At 67.0% G+C, this 18,815-nt stretch carries 18 protein-coding genes and 1 riboswitch; of the genes, 11 read left to right on the top strand and 7 right to left on the bottom strand.

Annotated elements, in window-relative coordinates; genetic code table 11:
- Nucleotides 1–165: 165 nt before the first annotated feature.
- From HMPREF3113_RS05815 to HMPREF3113_RS05805, 3 genes are read left to right on the top strand one after another with little or no spacing between them, the layout of a single operon-like run.
- Nucleotides 166–879, top strand: coding sequence for a YceI family protein (locus HMPREF3113_RS05815; protein ID WP_070471349.1), 714 nt, complete (start codon nucleotides 166–168; stop codon nucleotides 877–879).
- The gene (locus HMPREF3113_RS05810; protein ID WP_070471347.1) at nucleotides 876–1,448 is read left to right on the top strand and encodes a cytochrome b; all 573 of its coding nucleotides are present in this window, start codon (nucleotides 876–878) and stop codon (nucleotides 1,446–1,448) included. Before HMPREF3113_RS05815 ends, HMPREF3113_RS05810 begins: the two co-directional genes overlap by 4 nt.
- Nucleotides 1,449–1,450: 2 nt before the next feature.
- The gene (locus HMPREF3113_RS05805; protein WP_019186059.1) at nucleotides 1,451–2,017 is read left to right on the top strand and encodes a YceI family protein; all 567 of its coding nucleotides are present in this window, start codon (nucleotides 1,451–1,453) and stop codon (nucleotides 2,015–2,017) included.
- Nucleotides 2,018–2,098: 81 nt separating this feature from the next.
- Here the strand turns inward: HMPREF3113_RS05805 and HMPREF3113_RS05800 are convergent, their stop codons facing one another.
- Nucleotides 2,099–2,317, bottom strand: a complete 219-nt coding sequence (locus tag HMPREF3113_RS05800; protein WP_070471416.1) for a glutaredoxin family protein — start codon at nucleotides 2,315–2,317, stop codon at nucleotides 2,099–2,101.
- Between the two features lie 97 nt (nucleotides 2,318–2,414).
- Between HMPREF3113_RS05800 and HMPREF3113_RS05795 the strand changes: the two genes are divergently transcribed.
- The gene (locus HMPREF3113_RS05795) at nucleotides 2,415–3,797 is read left to right on the top strand and encodes an L-serine ammonia-lyase (protein WP_070471345.1); all 1,383 of its coding nucleotides are present in this window, start codon (nucleotides 2,415–2,417) and stop codon (nucleotides 3,795–3,797) included.
- A 206-nt stretch (nucleotides 3,798–4,003) separates the two neighbouring features.
- Nucleotides 4,004–5,005, top strand: a complete 1,002-nt coding sequence (locus HMPREF3113_RS05790; protein ID WP_070471414.1) for an alpha/beta fold hydrolase — start codon at nucleotides 4,004–4,006, stop codon at nucleotides 5,003–5,005.
- A 118-nt stretch (nucleotides 5,006–5,123) separates the two neighbouring features.
- Here HMPREF3113_RS05790 and HMPREF3113_RS05785 read toward each other — a convergent pair whose 3' ends face one another.
- The 3 genes from HMPREF3113_RS05785 to HMPREF3113_RS05775 are packed head-to-tail and all read right to left on the bottom strand — an operon-like array spanning nucleotide 5,124 to nucleotide 8,460.
- On the bottom strand, nucleotides 5,124–6,191 hold the full coding sequence (locus tag HMPREF3113_RS05785) for a homoserine dehydrogenase family protein (RefSeq protein WP_070471343.1): 1,068 nt from the start codon (nucleotides 6,189–6,191) through the stop codon (nucleotides 5,124–5,126).
- Nucleotides 6,188–7,432: an O-succinylhomoserine (thiol)-lyase gene (locus tag HMPREF3113_RS05780; protein WP_070425724.1), complete on the bottom strand. Its 1,245-nt coding sequence runs from the start codon at nucleotides 7,430–7,432 to the stop codon at nucleotides 6,188–6,190. Before HMPREF3113_RS05780 ends, HMPREF3113_RS05785 begins: the two co-directional genes overlap by 4 nt.
- Nucleotides 7,429–8,460 carry a homoserine O-succinyltransferase MetX gene (locus tag HMPREF3113_RS05775; RefSeq protein WP_070471341.1) on the bottom strand — a complete coding sequence of 344 codons (1,032 nt, stop codon included), beginning with the start codon at nucleotides 8,458–8,460 and terminating at the stop codon, nucleotides 7,429–7,431. Before HMPREF3113_RS05775 ends, HMPREF3113_RS05780 begins: the two co-directional genes overlap by 4 nt.
- Nucleotides 8,461–8,538: 78 nt before the next feature.
- A riboswitch (SAM riboswitch) is annotated at nucleotides 8,539–8,660 on the bottom strand.
- A gap of 117 nt (nucleotides 8,661–8,777) precedes the next feature.
- Here HMPREF3113_RS05775 and HMPREF3113_RS05770 point away from each other — a divergent pair.
- From HMPREF3113_RS05770 to HMPREF3113_RS05755, 4 genes are all read left to right on the top strand, one after another.
- Nucleotides 8,778–9,680 (top strand): M23 family metallopeptidase, encoded by a 903-nt coding sequence (locus HMPREF3113_RS05770; RefSeq protein WP_083298725.1) that lies wholly within the window; start codon nucleotides 8,778–8,780, stop codon nucleotides 9,678–9,680.
- A 75-nt stretch (nucleotides 9,681–9,755) separates the two neighbouring features.
- Entirely contained in the window at nucleotides 9,756–11,360 is a 1,605-nt protein-coding gene (locus tag HMPREF3113_RS05765; RefSeq protein ID WP_070471339.1) for a peptide chain release factor 3, read from the top strand.
- A gap of 100 nt (nucleotides 11,361–11,460) precedes the next feature.
- Nucleotides 11,461–12,099, top strand: coding sequence for a PAQR family membrane homeostasis protein TrhA (locus tag HMPREF3113_RS05760; protein ID WP_026070085.1), 639 nt, complete (start codon nucleotides 11,461–11,463; stop codon nucleotides 12,097–12,099).
- A gap of 539 nt (nucleotides 12,100–12,638) precedes the next feature.
- Nucleotides 12,639–14,519: an AsmA family protein gene (locus HMPREF3113_RS05755; RefSeq protein WP_254665243.1), complete on the top strand. Its 1,881-nt coding sequence runs from the start codon at nucleotides 12,639–12,641 to the stop codon at nucleotides 14,517–14,519.
- A 63-nt stretch (nucleotides 14,520–14,582) separates the two neighbouring features.
- Here the strand turns inward: HMPREF3113_RS05755 and HMPREF3113_RS05750 are convergent, their stop codons facing one another.
- The 3 genes from HMPREF3113_RS05750 to mtgA are packed head-to-tail and all read right to left on the bottom strand — an operon-like array spanning nucleotide 14,583 to nucleotide 16,782.
- Nucleotides 14,583–15,014, bottom strand: coding sequence for a CBS domain-containing protein (locus HMPREF3113_RS05750; RefSeq protein WP_019185106.1), 432 nt, complete (start codon nucleotides 15,012–15,014; stop codon nucleotides 14,583–14,585).
- On the bottom strand, nucleotides 14,974–15,993 hold the full coding sequence (locus HMPREF3113_RS05745) for a glycosyltransferase family 2 protein (RefSeq protein ID WP_070471336.1): 1,020 nt from the start codon (nucleotides 15,991–15,993) through the stop codon (nucleotides 14,974–14,976). The genes HMPREF3113_RS05750 and HMPREF3113_RS05745 overlap by 41 nt, the downstream gene beginning before the upstream one ends.
- A gap of 39 nt (nucleotides 15,994–16,032) precedes the next feature.
- On the bottom strand, nucleotides 16,033–16,782 hold the full coding sequence (gene mtgA, locus HMPREF3113_RS05740; RefSeq protein WP_019185108.1) for a monofunctional biosynthetic peptidoglycan transglycosylase: 750 nt from the start codon (nucleotides 16,780–16,782) through the stop codon (nucleotides 16,033–16,035).
- A gap of 79 nt (nucleotides 16,783–16,861) precedes the next feature.
- On the opposite strand from mtgA, the gene HMPREF3113_RS05735 reads away from it, so the two are divergent.
- Together HMPREF3113_RS05735 and HMPREF3113_RS05730 are read left to right on the top strand one after the other, a co-directional pair.
- Complete coding sequence (locus HMPREF3113_RS05735) at nucleotides 16,862–17,758, top strand: Hsp33 family molecular chaperone HslO (RefSeq protein WP_070425730.1); 897 nt, start codon at nucleotides 16,862–16,864, stop codon at nucleotides 17,756–17,758.
- 152 nt (nucleotides 17,759–17,910) lie between these two features.
- Complete coding sequence (locus HMPREF3113_RS05730; RefSeq protein ID WP_172838071.1) at nucleotides 17,911–18,735, top strand: XOO1806 family protein; 825 nt, start codon at nucleotides 17,911–17,913, stop codon at nucleotides 18,733–18,735.
- The last annotated feature ends 80 nt before the right edge of the window (nucleotides 18,736–18,815 follow it).

The raw sequence follows: 18,815 nt of genomic DNA, 5'->3' as shown, positions 1-18,815 counted from the left end.
CACACAGCGATCAGGACGGTGTCCGCATTCTGAGTCGGCTGCCGTGGATGGAACGGGCTGTTTCCGTCCTGCACAGGGAACACGGCACGGGCGCCCCGTGCTGTTGTCGGCCGCACCACGATCTGTTGCAGCCATGACGCTGCATCCCATGACACGGCTGTGCGTATGATCGCCCCAGACCCTCATGGAGCCAGCGCCTTGCTCAAGCGCCTGACCCTTTCGCTGCTGTTGTCGGCCCTGCCGCTGCTCGCCATCGCCGCCCCCGACAGCTACCGCCTCGACCCGGTGCATACCCGCGTGCTGTTCGCGGTGGAGCATGCCGGCTTCTCCCACGCACTGGGCACCGTGTCCGGCAGCGAAGGCGTGCTGTTGTTCGACCCGGACGACTGGCGCACGGCACGCCTGGAGGTCAGCGTGCCGATCCAGCGCCTGGACCTGGGCGATGACAAATGGAACAAGGCCACGCTGGCGCGCAATCTGCTCGACGGTGAGCGTTTCCCGCAAGCGCGGTTCGTCTCGACCCGGGTCGAACCGATCGATCCCACCCACGCCAACGTGATCGGCCAGCTCACCGTGCGCGGGGTGACCCGCGAGGTCACGCTGGCGGTCACCCTCAACGCGCTCAAGCGTCATCCGCTGCCGCCGTTCCGCCGCACCGCCGGCTTCTCGGCCACCGCCACACTCAGCCGCAGTGCCTTCGGCGTGGATGGCTGGGCCTCGATGATCGGCGATGAGGTGCTGCTGCGGATCGAAGCGGAGGCCGTGCGCGATCGCAGCGCGAGCGACCCGGGCGATCCTGCCCCTGCCGATGTGCCGGGAACTCCGGCCCCGCCGATCGACTCAGATACCCCACAGCCGGTCCAGGAGACTACGCCATGACCGCCAAGAACACCCCGACCCGCTGGGGCGGCGTCAGCCAGACCCTGCACTGGCTCATCGCCGTACTGATCCTCGGCCTGGGCATCGTCGGGCTGACCATGGGCGAACTGCCCAAAACCCCGAAGTACTTCTGGGTCTACACCATGCACAAATCGATCGGCATCACCGTGCTGGCGCTGGTGGTGACCCGGCTGCTGTGGCGGCTGTACGCCGGCGCCCCGCAACCGGTGCCGGGCACGCCAACCTGGCAGGAACGCATCGCCTCGGCCACGCACTGGCTGCTGTACGTGCTGATGTTCGCCATTCCGCTGTCAGGCTGGCTGTACGACTCCGCCAGCGGCCTGCGCCCGTTCCGTTGGTTCGGCCTGGTCGATGTGCCCAAACTCAGCCCGCCCGATGAACGTGTCACCCAGATCTCCCACGCCATCCACGAGTGGGGCTTCTGGCTGCTGATCGCGGTGGTCGTGGCCCATGCCAGTGCTGCGCTTTACCACCATTTTTACCAACGCGATGCCACGCTTGCGCGCATGCTCCCGCAGCGCTGGCTTGCCTCCCCCCAGAAGGATTGACCATGAACATCAAGCTCACCTCTCCCGCCGCGGTCGCCGCCGCCCTGGCCGGTCTGCTGGCCACCGCCCCGGTGCTGGCCGCCGATTACGTGCAGGCGCCCGGCTCGGTGCTGGCCTTTGCCACCAAGTACGACGGTGAAGTGTTTACCGGCACCTTCCCCGGCTTCGACACCAGGATCAGCTTCGATCCGGCCAAGCTGGACGATGCCAAGCTGGAAGTGACCATTCCGCTGGCCAGCGCCAAGAGTGGCAACAGCGACCGCGATTCCACGCTGCAGGGCGCGGACTTCTTCAACGTGGGCAAGTTCGCCCAGGCCAAGTACAGCGCCACCAAGTTCCGTTCGCTGGGCAACAACCAGTACGCCGCAGACGGCACCCTGGAGCTGCGCGGCGTGAGCAAGCCGGTCACGCTCACCTTCACCTGGACCCCGGGCGCGCAGCCGGTGCTGGCCGGCAAGGCGACGGTCAAGCGCCTGGACTTCGGTGTGGGCGGCGGCGACTGGGCCGACACCAAGACCATCCCGAACGAGACTGCGATCAGCACCAAGGTCGTACTGAAAGCAAAATAAGCCGCGCCGGCTACAGGTAGAGCCGACCGTTGGTCGGCTGCCGCAACGATGATCCCCCGGGCGGCCGACCAACGGTCGGCTCTACCGGATCCAGGCGTCTACCGCCGCCACATCGAACGGCCAGTCCAGCTCGCGGCCCCGCGCATCGCGCAACACCGGCACCCTCAGCCCGTAGCGGGCCTCCAGCGCGGGGGCGTCATCGATGAACACACTGTCCAGATCGGCCACCCGGGCCTGCGCCAGCACCGCCAAGGCCTGGTCGCACAAATGGCAGTCATCACGCTGGAACAAGGTAAACACCGGGCCACCCACCTTGGGAAATGTTGCGCCGCACTCAAGGCTGGCGCCTGCGACAGCATAGAATAGCGCTCCATCCGATACCCGCAGTTTGGCAATCATGGCTGTCAGCACGTTCGACGTTTTCAAGATCGGCATTGGCCCGAGTTCTTCGCACACCGTAGGACCGATGAAGGCTGCCGAACGTTTCGTGCACCGCTGGCTGCTCGATCCGGGCCATCTGCAGGACGTGGTGCGCATCCGCGCCGACGTCTATGGCTCGCTGGCCCTGACCGGCCGTGGCCATGGCACCGACAAGGCCGTGCTGCTCGGGCTGGAAGGCCAGCGCCCGAACCTGATCGATCCGGACATCATCCCCGAAACGCTGGACCGTATCCGCAGCAGCAAGCGCATCCGCCTGATGGGCCAGCACGAGATCGCCTTCGACGAGAAGCGCGACCTGGGCCTGAACAAGCGCCAGAAGCTGCCGTACCACACCAACGGCATGCGCTTCACGGCCTACGGTGCGGACGAGCAGGTGATCGCCACGCGCGATTACTACTCCGTCGGCGGTGGTTTCGTGGTCAACCAGGATGACGCGGCCGATGACCGCATCGTGCCCGATGAAACCCCGCTCCCCTACCCGTTCAAGAGCGGCGATGAGCTGCTCGCGCAGACCGCCCGCAGTGGCCTGAGCATCGCCCAGATGATGTTCGAGAACGAGAAGTGCTGGCGTTCCGAAGACGAGATCCGCGAGAGCCTGCGTGAAATCTGGGGGGCCATGCAGGCCTGCGTGGCACGCGGCATCCGCCAGGAAGGCACCCTGCCCGGCGGCCTGCATGTCTCCCGCCGCGCACCGGCGCTGTACCGCGAGCTGTCCTCCAAGCCCGAAGCGGCGATGCGCGACCCGTTGACCACCCTGGACTGGGTCAACCTGTACGCGCTGGCAGTGAACGAAGAAAACGCCGCCGGTGGCCGCGTGGTCACCGCCCCGACCAACGGCGCCGCCGGCGTGCTGCCGGCCGTGCTGCATTACTTCGACCGCTTCTGCCCCGGTGCCAACGAACAGCGCGTGTTCGATTTCCTGCTGACCTCGGCGGCGATCGGCATCCTGTACAAGGAAAACGCCTCGATCTCCGGTGCCGAAGTAGGCTGCCAGGGTGAAGTGGGCGTGGCCTGCTCGATGGCCGCCGGCGGCCTGGTCGCCGCGCTCGGCGGCAACCCGAGCCAGATCGAGAATGCCGCCGAGATCGGCATGGAACACAACCTCGGCCTGACCTGCGATCCAATCGGTGGCCTGGTGCAGATCCCCTGCATCGAACGCAACGCGATGGGCGCGGTCAAGGCGATCAACGCCTCGCGCATGGCGATGCGCGGCGATGGCAAGCACAAGGTCTCGCTGGACAAGGTCATCAAGACCATGCGCGACACCGGCCGCGACATGCAGGACAAGTACAAGGAAACCAGCCGCGGCGGGCTGGCGGTCAACGTCATCGAGTGCTGATCCACCGCCCCCGGCGGTAGAGCCGACCGTTGGTCGGCTGCTCCCGGTGGCCTCATCGGCACGCCCGCATACCGCCCGGATGTTCGGCACCCCTGCACATCGCTCGGATGTAGAGCCGACCGTTGGTCGGCTGCTCCCGGTGGCATCGTCGGCACGCCTGCACGGCCACTCCGGTACAGTCAGGACTTCCCCCGATGGAGACCGCCATGCGCATCCTGGCCGCCGCCCTGCTCGCCTGCCTGCCGCTGACCACCCTCGCCGCCGATACCTACGGCCCGCGGCTGGAAGGCTTCGACTACCCCTATCCGGTCAAGATCTTCCGGTTCGAGTCCCAGCGCCAGCCGCTGGAGATGGCGTACATCGACGTGCCCGCCGGCGGCAAAGGGTTCGCCGGTACGGTCGTGCTGCTGCATGGGAAGAACTTCTGCGCGGCCACCTGGAAGGACACCATCGCCGCACTGAGCGCGGCCGGCTACCGGGTGATCGCCCCGGACCAGATCGGCTTCTGCAAATCGAGTAAGCCCGAACGCTACCAGTACTCGTTCGGCCAGCTGGCCGCCAATACCGAAGCGCTGCTGGAGCATCTGGGCTACGGCGAGGGCAAGCTGCACATCGTCGGCCATTCAATGGGCGGCATGTTGGCGGCACGCTTCGCGTTGATGTATCCCCAGCGCGCGCTCAGCCTGTCACTGGTCAACCCGATCGGACTGGAAGACTGGAAGGCCAAGGGCGTGCCGTGGCGCAGTATCGATGCCTGGTACGCAGGCGAGCTGAAGACCAGCTTCGACAGCATCAGGAAGTACCAGCTCGACGTTTATTACAACGGGCAGTGGAAGCCCGAGTACGAGCAGTGGGTGCGCATGCAGTCGCGCATGTACGACGGCCCCGGCAAACAGGCAGTGGCGTGGAGCCAGGCGCTTACCTCGGACATGGTGTTCAACCAGCCCGTCGTCTATGAACTGCCGAAACTCACGGTCCCGACCACCTTGTTCATCGGCCAGACCGACCGCACCGCGATCGGCCGTGACCTGGCGCCGCCCGCCCTGAAAGCGACGCTGGGCAACTACCCTGCGCTGGGCAAGGCGGCGGCCGCGGCGATTCCCGGCGCCACCCTGGTGAGCTTCGAGGACCTGGGCCACTCGCCGCAGGTGCAGGACCCTGCGCGATTCAATGCGGCACTGCTGAAGGCAATCTCACCACACGACTGACCTGCCCACCACCCCGGTACTGCCACGCCATGCGTGGCAGCAGCCGTCCTCACCATTATCCGCCGACGCAGCCAACCACCCTGGCGCTACCGCGTGCCTTGGGGGGATCGCGCGGCAATCAGCGCCGCACGATCGCCAGCACGTCGTCCAGCAATGCGGCGGCGGTGACTTCCGCGCCGGCGCCCGGCCCCTGGATCAACAGCGGCTGGGCGTGATACCGATCGCTATGAATCGCCACCCGGTTGTCGGTCTGCGCGCCGCCCGCCAGCGGATGGTCGCGCGGCAGTACACGCAGCCCGACCGACGCACCGTCGTGATCGAAGCCACCGACGAAGCGCAGGCATCCACCCTGCTCGTTGGCCTGCTGCCAGTAGTGCTGCAGCGGCGCATCCAACAGCGACAGGCGGGTCACCGCATCCGCCGCCGGGAGCGCGGCGAGCGCATCCGGTACCAGCGAGGCGACCTGTACCTGCTCGGCGCGCAGTGCGATGCCGCTGGCGCGCGCCAGGATCAGCAGCTTGCGACGGACATCTTCACCGGAGAGATCCACGCGCGGGTCCGGCTCGGTGTAACCGGCGTCGGCGGCCTCACGCACATACGCGGAGAACGGACGTTGGCCATCGTAGTGATGGAACAGCCACGCCAGCGAACCGGACAGCACGCCTTCCACGCGGTGGATGCGGTCGCCACCGGCAACCAGTGCGCGCAGGCTGCTCAGCAACGGCAGGCCAGCACCGACCGTCGCACTGTCGCCGTAGCGCGCGTCGCCCTGCTGGCCGCTGTCGGCGATGGCCTGGGCACGGGCCAGCTGGGCCCCCTGGCCAAGCTTGTTGGCGGTCACCACATGCACGCCACGCGCCAGCCACTGCTCGTGCCAGTTGGCGACCTCGTCACTGGCCGTCGCATCGACCACCACGTCACCGCGCTGCAGGCCCTCGGCTTCCGCCCAGGGCTGCAGTGTCACCGCACCGCGTGTGGCCAGGTTGGCCTGGGCAAGTTCGTGCGCGGGGGCCTGTTCGCAGGTGCGCGCCGTGCGTGAATTGGCCAGCCAGGAAAACGACGGCAGCGTGACGCCACGGTGCTGCAACGAGGCATACCGTTCCACGAAAGCGGTGCCGACCGTGCCGGTGCCGAGCAGCGCCAGTTTCCGGTTGGCAACCAGCGGCAGATTCAGCACCGCGCTCATGCATCCACCTGTTTACGGCGCTGCACGTCGCGGTGCTGATCGATCACGACCTGGGCGCGTTCCAGCCCGGCCTGCAGATCGGCCACCAGGTCTTCCGGCGATTCAATGCCGACCGACAGGCGCAGCAGCCCTTCGCTGATGCCGGCATGCGCGCGCGCTTCCGGGGTCATCGCTGCATGGGTCATGGTCGCCGGGTGCGCGACCAGGCTCTCGACGCCGCCCAGCGATTCGGCCAGGGTGAAACAGCGCAGGCCATCGACGAAGGCGCGCACCGCCGCGTGCGGATCATCGCCCGGGCACGAGGCCAGTTCGAAGGACAGCATCGCACCGAAGCCGCTCTGCTGGCGCGCCGCGATGGCATGGCCGGGATGATCGGCCAGGCCGGGGTAGTACACGCTGGCCACCGCATCGCTGGCGGTGAGCAGATCGACCACGGCCACCGTGTTTTCCTGGTGCGCGCGCAGCCGTGCACCGAGCGTGCGCAGGCCACGCAGGGTCAGGAACGCATCGAACGGCGAGCCGGTCAGGCCCAGTGCGTTGGCCCACCACACCAGCTGCTCGTGCACCGCCGGATCGCGCGCGACCACCGCGCCGCCGACCACATCGCTGTGCCCGTTGATGTACTTGGTGGTGGAGTGCAGCACCAGGTCGGCACCGAAGCTGATCGGCTGCTGCAGCGCCGGCGACAGGAAGGTGTTGTCGACGACGACCTTGGCACCGGCCTTGTGCGCGGCGTCGATGACGAAGCGCAGATCGGTGATGCGCAGCAGCGGGTTGGACGGGGTTTCGATCAGCACCAGCGTCGGCGACTGCGCCAGCGCATCGGCCAGCGAACGCGGATCGGTCAGGTCGGCGGTGATCAGGCCGAAATGGCCCTTCTTCGCCAGCGCGTTGAACAGGCGCCAGCTGCCGCCGTACGCATCATGCGGCACCACCAGGGTATCGCCGGGCTGCAGCAGCGCATTGAGCACCAGGTTGATCGCGCCCATGCCGGTGGACGTGATCACGCCACCGGCGCCACCCTCCAGCTCGGCCAGCGCTTCACCCAGCAGATCACGGGTGGGGTTGCCGCTGCGCGTGTAATCGTACTGGCGCTTGTTGCCGAAGCCATCGAAGCTGAAGTTCGAGGACAGCACGATCGGCGGGGTCACCGCGCCATGGGCGGTGTCACGGTCGATGCCGGCACGCACGGCGGCGGTGACACGGCTACAGGACGGCTCGGTACCAGCGGAACGGCTCATGCGGTTTCTCCGGGGGATCGAAAAGCGGTGGCGAGGATCGCGTCGATGCGATCGGTTTCTTTCAGGAAGGCGTCGTGGCCATACGGCGAGCGCAGCACGCGCAGGCTGCCGCGCGGGCCCAGCCCTTCCACCAGACCGACGCAGTCGGCCAGCGGGACCAGGCGATCGCCTTCCACGGCAACCACGACGGTCGGCACCTGGATGGCGGCCGGGTCGATGCGGTGCAGGTCGATCGATTCGGACAGGCGCAGGTAGGCATCGACCGGGGTACGGGCGACGTACTGCGCACCGGCGGCATCCAGATAGTCTTCAGCGGCGACGCGCACGCGGCCATTGACCACTTCCGGCGCGGCGTCGAAGCGTTCGCCGAATTCTTCCGGCGTGCGGTAGCTGAGCATGGCGAACTGGCGCGCCAGCGACAGCCCGTGGCTTTCGGCGCACTGCAGCTGGCCCAGCGCGACCGCGCGACGCTGCAGCGCGCGCCAGGCGGCAGCATACGGATGCGGGCGGTGCGCGCCGCTCACCGCGATCAGCTTCTGCAGGCGCTGGCGGTGACGGAGCGCGAACTGCTGGCCAACCAGCGCACCGTAGGAGTAACCGACGAAGTACTGCAGGCGGGCGATGCCGAGATGATCGAGCAGCAGGGCCAGCGCGTCGGCCTGGTCGGCAGTATCGATCGGCAGGTCCAGCGCGCCGTCGGCACCAATGAAATCGAACGCCAGGATGCGCAGCGAGGCCGGATCCAGCGCGCGGCCCGGGGCCACCAGGCCTTCGGCCCAGCCCTTCTCCGGGAATTCGGCATTGGCCGCCACGTGGCGGTGGGCGGAGATGCCACCGGCCAGCACCACCACCGGCGCCTCGGCGCGGCCCACGATTTCGTAGCGCAGTCGCACCGGCCGCGGTCCACCGTGACGCATCGACAGCACCGCCGCGATATCGCCGCGCACGGCGTTCAGCCCGGCGTCGACGGGGACGCTGAGCGGGGCGAAAGTTTCGGTGGCAGCAGGGGCGGCGGTGGCGAAGCTCATGGCGGTATCCAAAGGAGGAAAACGGCCATCGAGCTTTCGCGGAGCTCGCGTTCGAAGCGCACGCACGGTGCACGGTTCGAACCATCTTTCGGAAGACACCAACGGTCTCCGCAGGATTTGGCACCTACGCAGGGTCGCTTTCGCGTCTGCGGGCTGCCCCGGCTTCAAAGGGCCTGTCCCTCTGCCGGTCTCGATGGTGCAGCCACGATGCCAGCGCTTTTGGCTGATGTCAATCCCTTCATCGGCATGAAGAGATATATATTCCAGATCATCATCAGTCACGCATACTCCAACTCCCCTGCTTACCGGCGAATGCCTTGCGCTGCCTGCGTCTGCCCGTACTGACCGTGTTGATCCTGCCGGCGCTGAACGCCTGGGCCGGGCCGGGCGCGAACTGGCGGGACGGCTGGCGGATCGACCGTCCAACGGCGGCCACCTCCGTCCAACCGGCCGGTGAGGCAGGTGCGCCGGCCTTGGCGGTGCTGACCCTGGAGGGGGAAGGCGACCGTTGGCAGGCACGCGTCGACAACCGCCTGGCGGGGCCGGTCCAGGTGGCACTGGCGTCCTCACCCGGTGCCCCCGCCCTGCCCGGGCTCCCCCTGCAGACCGTGGTGGCCGGTTCGGCTAGCGTCGTGGTGGTCCACGTGCAGCCGCCGGCCGGCACGACGACGATCCGGCTGGCGCTGACCGCCGTTCCCGGCGATCCCACCGCCCGCCCGCAGGACGTGGCCTACCAACTGCCGTTTGACGCCGCCCGCATCAAAGTCAGCCAGGCGCCGCAGGGCCGTTTCAGCCACGGCGACGCGGAAAACCGCGACGCCATCGACTTCGCGCTGCCCGAGGGCACGGCCGTGCTTGCGGCGCGGGCGGGAACCGTCATGCAGGTCCAGGCCGGTTTCCAGGGCAATGGGCAGGACCGCGACCACGATCTGGGCCGGGCCAACCTGGTGCGGGTGCTGCACGAGGACGGCAGCATGGCCGTGTACGCCCACCTGCAGCACAACGGCGCGCTGGTCCGCCAGGGCCAGCAGGTCCAGGCCGGGCAGCGCATCGGCCTCTCGGGCAACACCGGCTTCAGCGCCGCGCCGCACCTGCACTTCGCGGTCCAGGTCAATGCGGGGATGCGGCTGCGCTCGATTCCCGCCCGGATTGTCAGCCCGCAGGGCGAGCTGCACTTCGCCCGCACCGCCGATGAGACCGGGGCGTCCGCCCTGCCCTGACCCCGGCCACGCCCGCCCCCGCTATACTGGGCGGCTCATCTCCATGAAAAGCGCCCCGGGCGGGCGCGTCACGCCATGTCCGAAGTCGCTACCGAAGCTGCGCGCCGCCGCACCTTCGCCATCATTTCCCACCCTGACGCCGGCAAGACCACGCTGACCGAAAAGCTGCTGCTGTTCGGCGGTGCGATCCAGATGGCCGGTTCGGTCAAGGGACGCAAGGCCGCGCGCCATGCGACCTCCGACTGGATGGCGCTGGAAAAAGAGCGCGGCATCTCGGTGACCTCCTCGGTGATGCAGTTCCCGTACGAAGGCAAGATCGTCAACCTGCTCGACACCCCCGGCCACGCCGACTTCGGCGAGGACACCTACCGCGTGCTCACCGCGGTGGACTCGGCGCTGATGGTGATCGACGTCGCCAAGGGCGTGGAAGAGCGCACCATCAAGCTGATGGAAGTCTGCCGGCTGCGTGACACGCCGATCATGACCTTCATCAACAAGCTCGACCGCGAGGGCAAGGAGCCGATCGATCTGCTGGATGAAGTGGAAAGCGTGCTGGGCATCCAGTGCGCACCCGTGACCTGGCCGATCGGCATGGGCCAGCGCCTGAAGGGCGTGGTCCACCTGATCAGCGGCGAAGTGCACCTGTATGAGCAGGGCCGCAACTTCACCCGCCAGGATTCGACGATCTTCCCCTCGATCGATTCGCCCGGGCTGGCCGAGAAGATCGGTGAGCGCATGCTGGCCGATCTGCGCGACGAGCTGGAGCTGGTGCAGGGCGCCAGCCATCCCTTCGACGTGGAGGCCTACCTGGCCGGCAAGCAGACGCCGGTGTTCTTCGGTTCGGGCGTGAACAACTTCGGCGTGCAGCCGCTGCTGGACTTCTTCGTCGAGCACGCGCCCTCGCCGCAGCCGCGCGCCACCACCGGCCGGGTGATCGCGCCGGAGGAAAACAAGCTGACCGGTTTCGTGTTCAAGATCCAGGCGAACATGGACCCGCAGCACCGCGACCGCGTCGCGTTCATGCGGGTGTGCTCAGGCCGTTTCGTGGCCGGCATGAAGACCTTCCATGTGCGCACCGGCAAGGAAATGAAGCTGGCCAACGCGCTGACCTTCATGGCCAGCGACCGCGAGATCGCCGCCGAGGCCTGGCCGGGCGATGTGATCGGCATCCACAACCACGGCACGATCTCCATCGGTGACACCTTCACCGAAGGCGAAGCGGTCAGCTTCACGGGCATCCCGAACTTCGCGCCGGAACTGTTCCGCCGCGCACGCCTGCGCGATCCGCTCAAGCTCAAGCAGCTGCAGAAGGGCCTGGCGCAGCTGTCCGAAGAGGGTGCTACCCAGTTCTTCCGCCCGCTGATGAGCAACGACCTGATCCTGGGCGCGGTGGGTGTGCTGCAGTTCGATGTGGCGGCATACCGCCTGAAGGATGAGTACGGCGTGGAAGCGACCTTCGAGCCGGTCAGCGTGACCACGGCGCGCTGGGTCACCTGCAGCAACGAAAAGAAGCTGGAAGAGTTCCGCGAGAAGAACGCGGGCAACCTCAGCATCGACGCCGCCGGGCAGCTGGTGTACCTGGCACCGACCCGTGTCAATCTGCAGCTGGCGCAGGAACGTGCGCCGGACGTGCGCTTCGCGGCGACGCGCGAAGCGGCGCACAGCGTCTCGGTCGGCTGATCGCGCGACCGCGCTGCCGGCTGAACAGGCGCGCGTGCATGCGCGCGCCATCGCGGCGATGATAGGGGAGAGCGGGCTCCCCCTCCCCGCATCTCCCATCATCGCCATGACCTCTGTCGTTTCCGTTCGAGAAGAAATCGCCAGCGCCCTGACCCACGGGCTTGGCGCCGTCGCTGCACTGGCCGGTAGTGCGGTGCTGATCACCCTGGCCGCCATCTATGGCGACGGCTGGCAGTTGGCCAGCGCGATCGTGTTCGGGGTGGCATTGCTGCTGTTGTACACGGCCTCGACGCTCTACCACGCGATCCAGCATCCGATCGCGAAGGGCCGGCTGAAGGTGTTCGATCACTGTGCGATCTACCTGCTGATCGCCGGCACGTATACGCCGTTCACGCTGATCGGCCTGCGCGGCCCCTGGGGCTGGGGAATGTTCACCGCGATCTGGGCGCTGGCGCTGTTCGGGGTGGTCTTCAAGTTGTTCTATACGGGGCGGTTCAAGCTGCTGTCGACGATCATCTATATCGCGATGGGCTGGATGGTGATGGTGGCGATCAAGCCGATGTGGAACTCGCTGGATGCGTGGACGCTGGGATGGCTGCTGGCCGGCGGGGTGTTCTATACGTTGGGGACGGTGTTCTATCACCGGGAGTCGGTGCCGTATTCGCATGCGATCTGGCATCTGTTCGTGATCGGCGGGAGTGTGTGCCACTTCGTTGCGGTGACGGCGCAGATTCTCTGAGTGCTGTTTTCTGCCAGGCAAGTGCGACGGCACCCGGACCAGCGAGAGCACTAGCACTAGGACTAGCAATGGCAACGGCAACGGCAACAGCAACGGCAAGAGCAAGACCAAGAGCGACTCGGGCGTCAGGAATGCGCCAGGCGGGGTCGGCACGGGTGGGTCGGCGGGACACGCCGTGAATCCGTCCCTGGAGGCTCATGTCGCGCCATCCATGGCGCTCATGGTCCCGCCAACCCACCCGCACCGCCCCGCTCACCCTTGGCCGGTGGCCTGAGAAGGTCAGAATCCTGGTTGGACCGGATGCCAAGCATGGCCGACGCACCGCGCTTGGAGCAGTCATCGACAACGGCGGCGCCGACGGTCGACACGCCTCACCCTGACAGTACCCTTACCAATGCTTCGCGCTGCCTGCACGATGCAAGGGCAACCATGGGGATGTGAATACTGTGCCCTCCCCTGTTCCGTCCGATGCCTCTTCCCGTTCCCGCTGGCGCTGGCGTCGTCCTGGCAAGCGGGGGCAGCGGTGGTTGGCGATCCTGGTGTTTCTGTTCGCTGCGCTGTTGATCCTGATCGCATTGTGGGATTGGAACTGGTTCAAGGGACCGGTGGAGCGGGCGGTGCAGGCCAAGACCGGGCGTGAGTTCCATATCAATGGGAATCTGGATGTCGATCTGGGCCGGGTGACGACGGTGCGCGGTGATGGGCTGACCTTTGCCAATGCGACGTGGGCCAAGCAGCCGCAGATGGCGACGGCGGATCGGGCGGAGATCGATCTGCGGGTGTGGCCGCTGCTGCGTGGGCAGGTGCGGATTCCGGAGATCCGCTTGACGCGACCGGATCTGCTGCTGGAAACCGCGCCGGAGAAGAATCAGCCGGGCAACTGGGATTTCCTGGGCCCGAGCGACGGTGACCCGCCGGTGCTGCAACGGTTGCTGATCGAGGATGGGCGCCTGCAGTTCCAGGACACGGCCGGCAGGACGGATGTGCTGGTCTCGCTCAACAGCGGCAAGCCGCGGGACAAGGACAGTGGTCCGCCATTGCTGGTCAAGGGCAAGGGACGCTGGCAGGGCAATCCGTTCTCGCTGAATGGCAATACCGAGTCGCCGCTGGAGCTGACCAATACGGGGCATCCGTTCCGCATCCATCTGGATGGGCGCGCGGGGAACACGCATGCGATCGCCAGCGGCACGCTCACCAATCCCTTCCAGCTGCGGGTATTCGATCTGGAGCTGATGCTGAGCGGGCAGGACATGGAGGATCTGTTCCCGCTGATCGGCGTGGCAATGCCGTCCACGCCGCCGTACAAGCTCAAGGGCCGCTTGAAGCGCAACAACGCGGTCTGGCGCTATGAGTCGTTCACCGGCACCGCCGGCGACAGCGACCTGGGCGGGACCGCGCAGATCGATGTCAGTGGCGAGCGCCCATTCCTGACCGCGGATCTGGTCTCCAAGCGGCTGGACTTCGACGATCTGGCCGGCTTCATCGGGGCACCGCCGAAGACCGGTGCCGGCGAGTCGGCCAATGCCGAGCAGAAGGCCAAGGCGGCCGCGCTGGCGGCCAGTGCCAAGGTGTTGCCTGACACGCCTTACAACCTGTCCAAGCTGCGTGCGATGGACGCCGACGTGCGCTGGAAGGCGCAGCGCATCAATTCGCCGACGCTGCCGCTGGATGACATGGATGCCCACCTCAAGCTCAATGACGGGCTGCTGCGGCTGGAGCCGTTGAACTTCGGCGTGGCCGGCGGCGACATCCGCAGTACGATCCGCATGGATGCGCGCAAGCAGGCGATCTCCACGCAGTTGCAGGCCACCATCCGCAAGGTGCAGCTGGGCAAGCTGTTCCCTGATGCGAAGCTGGCCGAACAAGCCTCCGGCGGCATCAGTGGCGACGTCAAACTGACCGGCCAGGGCAACTCCGTCGCGGCGATGCTGGGCAGCTCCGATGGCACCGTGGCGGTCGGGATCGGCCGCGGCCATGTCGGCAATCTGATCATGGAACTGGCCGGCCTGGATGTCGCCGAATCACTGAAGTTCCTGTTCACCGGCGACAAGCAGATTCCGCTGCGCTGCGCGTGGGGCGACTTCGGTGTCGACAACGGCGTGATGCAGTCGCGCTCGCTGGCCTTCGATACCACCGATACGTTGATCCTCGGCGAAGGCAAGGTCGATCTGAAACAGGAGCAGCTGGACCTGCTGCTGCGCCCGCGCCCGAAGGACATGAGCATTCTGGCGCTGCGCTCGCCGCTGCGCATCGGCGGCACCTTCAAGGATCCCTCGTTCCGCCCGGACTTCAAGGCGCTGGGCATCCGCGGGGCGATCGCGCTGGCGCTGGGCAGCATCGCCCCGCCCGCCGCGCTGCTGGCCACCATCGAGACCGGCCCGGGCGAGGACAGCAACTGCGGCGGCCGTTACGCCAAGTAAGCGCGGGGCCATCCGGGCAGGGACCGACGCTGCGTCGGCCTGCCCCGCCGCGCGCGGCCACGCTCAACCGGCAACGATGTACTGCTGCAGTTGATCCAGTTTCTGCGCCTGCTCGTCGATGACCGCCTTGACCAGATCACCGATCGAGATCACCCCGAGCACACCCGTGCCATCGACCACCGGAAGGTGGCGGATGCGGTAATCGGTCACCAGTTGCAGGCAGTGCTCGACCTGCTCGCCAGGGGCGACGGTCACCACCTTGGGGGTCATGATCTCGCGGACTTCGGTCGTCCGGGACGAGCGTTCGTGCAGCACGATCTTGCGTGCGTAGTCGCGCTCGGAAAGGATGCCGACCAGTTGCCGGCCCTCCATCACCAGCACCGCGCCGATGCCCTTCTGGGCCATCAACCGGATGGCGTCGATCACCGCCGAGCTCGGGGTGACGGCGAATACCTCAGGGGACTTGCCTTCCAACAGCTGCCGTACCGTGGTCATCTCGCTGCTCTCCACCGATGGGATGCAGGGCCGAGTCTGCCACGAACGGGGCCTGCCAGGTGTCAATCAGGTACAGCGGGCGCTGCTTGGATTCCTCGTACAGCCGGCCCAGGTATTCACCAATCAGGCCCAGGGCGATCAGCTGTATGCCGCCCAGGAACAGGATCACCGCCATCATGGTCGGCCAGCCCGCAACGCGGTCGCCGTACAGCGCTGCCTTGGACACCACCACCAGCGCGAACACGAACGCGAACGTCGCTGCGGCCAGGCCCAGATAGGTGGTCACCCGCAGCGGCGCGGTGGAGAATCCGGTGATCCCTTCCAGGGCGAAATTCCATAGCCGCCAGAACCCGAATTTGCTCTCGCCCACCAGCCGCGCATGCCGATGGTAGGGCAAGGCCTTGCGGCGGAAACCCACCCAGCCGAACAGCCCTTTCATGAACCGGTGGCGCTCACGCAGCTGGCCCAGTGCCTGCACAGCGCGCGGCGACAGCAGCCGGAAATCACCGGTGTCGGCCGGGATCGGCGTTTTGGACAACCGCCCGATCACCCGATAGAACGCCTTGGCAGTGGAGCGCTTGAGCCAGCTCTCGCCATCGCGCGCCAGGCGCGTGCCATAGACGTTGTCATAGCCCTGCTGCCACAGCGCGACGAACTCGGGAATCAGTTCCGGCGGATCCTGGCCATCGGCGTCGAGGATCATCACCGCGCCGTCGTCGACGAAATCCAGCCCCGCCGTCAGCGCGGCCTCTTTGCCGAAGTTGCGCGACAACCGCAGTACGCCGACGCACGAATCCGCGGCGGCCAATGCCTGCATGACGGCCCAGGTGGTGTCCGTGCTGCCGTCATCCACATACAGCACGCGGCCGTCGATGCCCTCCAGCCCAGCCAGCACTGCGCGCAGGCGCGGGTGCAGCATCGGCAAGGCGAGCGCTTCGTTGTGGGCGGCGACGACGACGGTCAGGCGAGGGCTGGTCATGCGGCGATTGTAGCGTCAGCCAATTACATGCATGAATGCTCACTCCTCGCCGAGGTACGCCCCTCCCCCGAGCTGCCGGGCCTGCCGCTGGATCCAGGCGGCGCGGCGCTGCACGTACGGGCCGGGCTTGGCCGCGCTGTAACGGCGGGGCGACGGCAGCACCGCCGCGAGCCGCGCACTTTCGGCGGGGCTCAGCCGGGACGCGTCCTTGTTCCAATACTGCTGCGACGCGGCCTGCGCGCCATAGATCCCATCGCCGAACTCGGCGATGTTGGCGTACATCTCCAGGATCCGCGACTTCGGCCACAGCGCTTCGATCAGGACCGTGTACCAGACCTCCAGCCCCTTGCGGATCCAGCTGCGGCCCTGCCACAGGAACAGATTCTTGGCGACCTGCTGGCTGATCGTGCTGGCCCCGCGCAGCCGCCCGCCGCGCGCGTTGTGGTCACGCGCCTTTTCGATGGCCTGCAGGTCGAAACCATTGTGCTCCGGGAAACGCTGATCCTCGGCAGCCACCAGCGAAATCGGCAGGCTTGGCGCCATCTGGTCCAGATCGCGCCAGTGGTAATGCAACCGATAGCTCCAGTCACCCTCCCCCAGCGCCTCGCCGTAGCGCCACAGCATCACGCTGGAAACGGGCGGGTCGATGAAACGCAGGACCAGCACCTGCAGCACACTGAACCCGACGAACAGCACCGGCAGCCACAGCAGGCGGCGCCAGCGCCAGCGGCGCCGCGGTGACGGTTCCAGATCCGGTTCGACCTTGAGGTTGCTGCGCTCTGCCCCCATTACTGGTGCATCCTTTACTTGCACGGTTGTCGGCGCATTATCCGGCAACCGGCACTCCTTTCGCGCAGCCACCGAACCGATGACCGCCCAATCCGACTCCCTTGTCCGTTTCCTGCTCCCCGATGCCGGCGTCCGCGGCGTGCATGTGCACCTCGATGACACCTGGCGGGAGATCCTCTCGCATGCGGTCTACCCGCCGGGCGCCGCCGAGCTGCTCGGCGAGGCCAGCGTGGCCTCGGCGCTGTTCACCGGCCACACCAAGGTCGATGGCCGCCTGTCGATCCAGCTGCGCAGCAACACCGCGATGCGCACGCTGTTCGCCGAGTGCACCGCGGCCGGCACCCTGCGCGGCATCGTCCAGCTGGCCGAGGGCGGTGGCGATGCCCCGCGTGATCTGACCGCGCTGGGCGAGGATGCGCTGCTGGCGATCACCATCGAAAACCCCGGCCTGGATCCGCGCGAACCGCAGCGCTACCAGAGCCTGGTCGGCTTGACCGCAGCCGGCCTGGACGAAGCCTTCGAAGACTATTTCCGCCAGTCCGAGCAGTTGCCGACCCGTCTGCTGCTGGCCGCCGATGGCACCCGCGCCGCCGGCCTGCTGCTGCAGAAGCTGCCCGGCGATGAAGGCGACCAGGACGGCTGGTCGCGGGCCAGCGCACTGTTCGAGACCCTGGGCAAGCAGGAACTGCTCGAGGTGCCCGGCCACGATCTGCTGCACCGCCTCTTCCACGAAGAGACGCCGGAACTGCTGGGCGACAAGGCCCTGCGCTTTGCGTGCTCCTGCTCGCGTGAGCGGGTGGCAGGCATGCTGCAGTCCATTGGCGAAGAGGAGGCCCGCGCCGCCGCCGAGCCCACTGGCGCGGTGGAAGTGCGTTGCGAATTCTGTGGGCAGGAGTATCACTTCCCGTTGACGGAATTCGACATACTGTTCCGCGAGATGGATGTATCCTCGCCGGCACCTGAACGGCTTCAGTAAACTTGGCAAGCGTTTTGTTCTGGGGAGAACCAAGACTTGTTAAGAAATCATAAACGCCCTAGGATCAATGTCCCGCTTCGGCGGGAACTTGTGTTCACTGCGCTTGTCTGAGAGTTCCCATGCATCCCCTTCTGCGTCTACCGCTGGCCCTGATGATCGCCCTAGGCGCGATCCCGGGCGCGCATGCGCAGGCCAAGGGCAAGCAGGACGGCACGGTGCTGCCGGTCTGGAACAAAGGCAGTGGCAAGGTCGAAGCGTTGCTCTACCTGGAACCGACCGGCGAGCAGGCCGCAGGGGCCCGCTGGCATTTCGGTCGCAGTTCGCTGGACGCGGCCTTCGGCCTGTCCTCGGGTGACTCGCTGGGCCTGCTGTGCAACAGCAGCCGCGGCACCAGCATCAGCGGATTGGCCAGCCATTGCATGCTGGCCACCTTGGGCGATGAAGAAGACAACACGCTCAGCCGTCGGGTCAGCGGCACCGCCGCGTTCAACCGCCCCGGCGGCCGCGTGGGCATCACCGCCGGCAGCGGCCGTGACACCCTGCCGGCCTGGCTGGCCGGCCCGAACAAATCGCCCTCGCTGCGCGCCGAACAGAACGATCTGACCGTCTTCGGGCAGAAGAACATCGGCCGCGAAGGCTTCGTCTCCATCGGTGGCACCTATGCCAAGGCGCGTCTGGTGCCCATCGCGGACGCTTCGCCGGCGATCGTCGACCGCTGGGACAGCAAGAGCCTCACCATCGGTGCCGGCTATGGCAACTTCAGCGGCAACATCATTGGCCGCGTGGTCGATGTTCCCGGCCAGCCGGGCAAGTGGGAAGGCCTGGGGGTGGGCCTGACCTGGCGCACGCCGTGGAGCGGTCAGCTCACCGTGGGCGCCGAGAACGTGGTCACCCGCGGCAAGAACCCGTTCGCCCCCCGCAACGAGAGCACTGACGAGGGCACCGTGCCCTACGTCCGGTACGAGCAGGATCTCTGACCTGTCTTTGCGACGACCCGTCAATACACGTCACCCGAAGGGCGCCTCCATGAGGCGCCCTTTTTCGTTTGGGCTGGGTG

The organism is Stenotrophomonas sp. HMSC10F06, from assembly GCF_001807865.1.
GTDB classification, from domain to species: Bacteria; Pseudomonadota; Gammaproteobacteria; order Xanthomonadales; family Xanthomonadaceae; genus Stenotrophomonas; species Stenotrophomonas bentonitica_A.
Note: the sequence above shows the minus strand (reverse complement) of the source record. Positions and strands in the feature narration are given on the sequence as shown.

What these genes read in the sequence shown, in the direction of transcription:
- HMPREF3113_RS05815 (WP_070471349.1), top strand. Translation starts at nt 166, where the DNA reads ATGATCGCCCCAGACCCTCATGGAGCCAGCGCCTTGCTCAAGCGCCTG.
- HMPREF3113_RS05810 (WP_070471347.1), top strand. Translation starts at nt 876, where the DNA reads ATGACCGCCAAGAACACCCCGACCCGCTGGGGCGGCGTCAGCCAGACC.
- HMPREF3113_RS05805 (WP_019186059.1), top strand. Translation starts at nt 1,451, where the DNA reads ATGAACATCAAGCTCACCTCTCCCGCCGCGGTCGCCGCCGCCCTGGCC.
- HMPREF3113_RS05795 (WP_070471345.1), top strand. Translation starts at nt 2,415, where the DNA reads ATGGCTGTCAGCACGTTCGACGTTTTCAAGATCGGCATTGGCCCGAGT.
- HMPREF3113_RS05790 (WP_070471414.1), top strand. Translation starts at nt 4,004, where the DNA reads ATGCGCATCCTGGCCGCCGCCCTGCTCGCCTGCCTGCCGCTGACCACC.
- HMPREF3113_RS05785 (WP_070471343.1), bottom strand. Translation starts at nt 6,191, where the DNA reads ATGAGCGCGGTGCTGAATCTGCCGCTGGTTGCCAACCGGAAACTGGCG.
- HMPREF3113_RS05780 (WP_070425724.1), bottom strand. Translation starts at nt 7,432, where the DNA reads ATGAGCCGTTCCGCTGGTACCGAGCCGTCCTGTAGCCGTGTCACCGCC.
- HMPREF3113_RS05775 (WP_070471341.1), bottom strand. Translation starts at nt 8,460, where the DNA reads ATGAGCTTCGCCACCGCCGCCCCTGCTGCCACCGAAACTTTCGCCCCG.
- HMPREF3113_RS05765 (WP_070471339.1), top strand. Translation starts at nt 9,756, where the DNA reads ATGTCCGAAGTCGCTACCGAAGCTGCGCGCCGCCGCACCTTCGCCATC.
- HMPREF3113_RS05750 (WP_019185106.1), bottom strand. Translation starts at nt 15,014, where the DNA reads ATGACCACGGTACGGCAGCTGTTGGAAGGCAAGTCCCCTGAGGTATTC.
- HMPREF3113_RS05745 (WP_070471336.1), bottom strand. Translation starts at nt 15,993, where the DNA reads ATGACCAGCCCTCGCCTGACCGTCGTCGTCGCCGCCCACAACGAAGCG.
- mtgA (WP_019185108.1), bottom strand. Translation starts at nt 16,782, where the DNA reads ATGGGGGCAGAGCGCAGCAACCTCAAGGTCGAACCGGATCTGGAACCG.
- HMPREF3113_RS05735 (WP_070425730.1), top strand. Translation starts at nt 16,862, where the DNA reads ATGACCGCCCAATCCGACTCCCTTGTCCGTTTCCTGCTCCCCGATGCC.
- HMPREF3113_RS05730 (WP_172838071.1), top strand. Translation starts at nt 17,911, where the DNA reads ATGATCGCCCTAGGCGCGATCCCGGGCGCGCATGCGCAGGCCAAGGGC.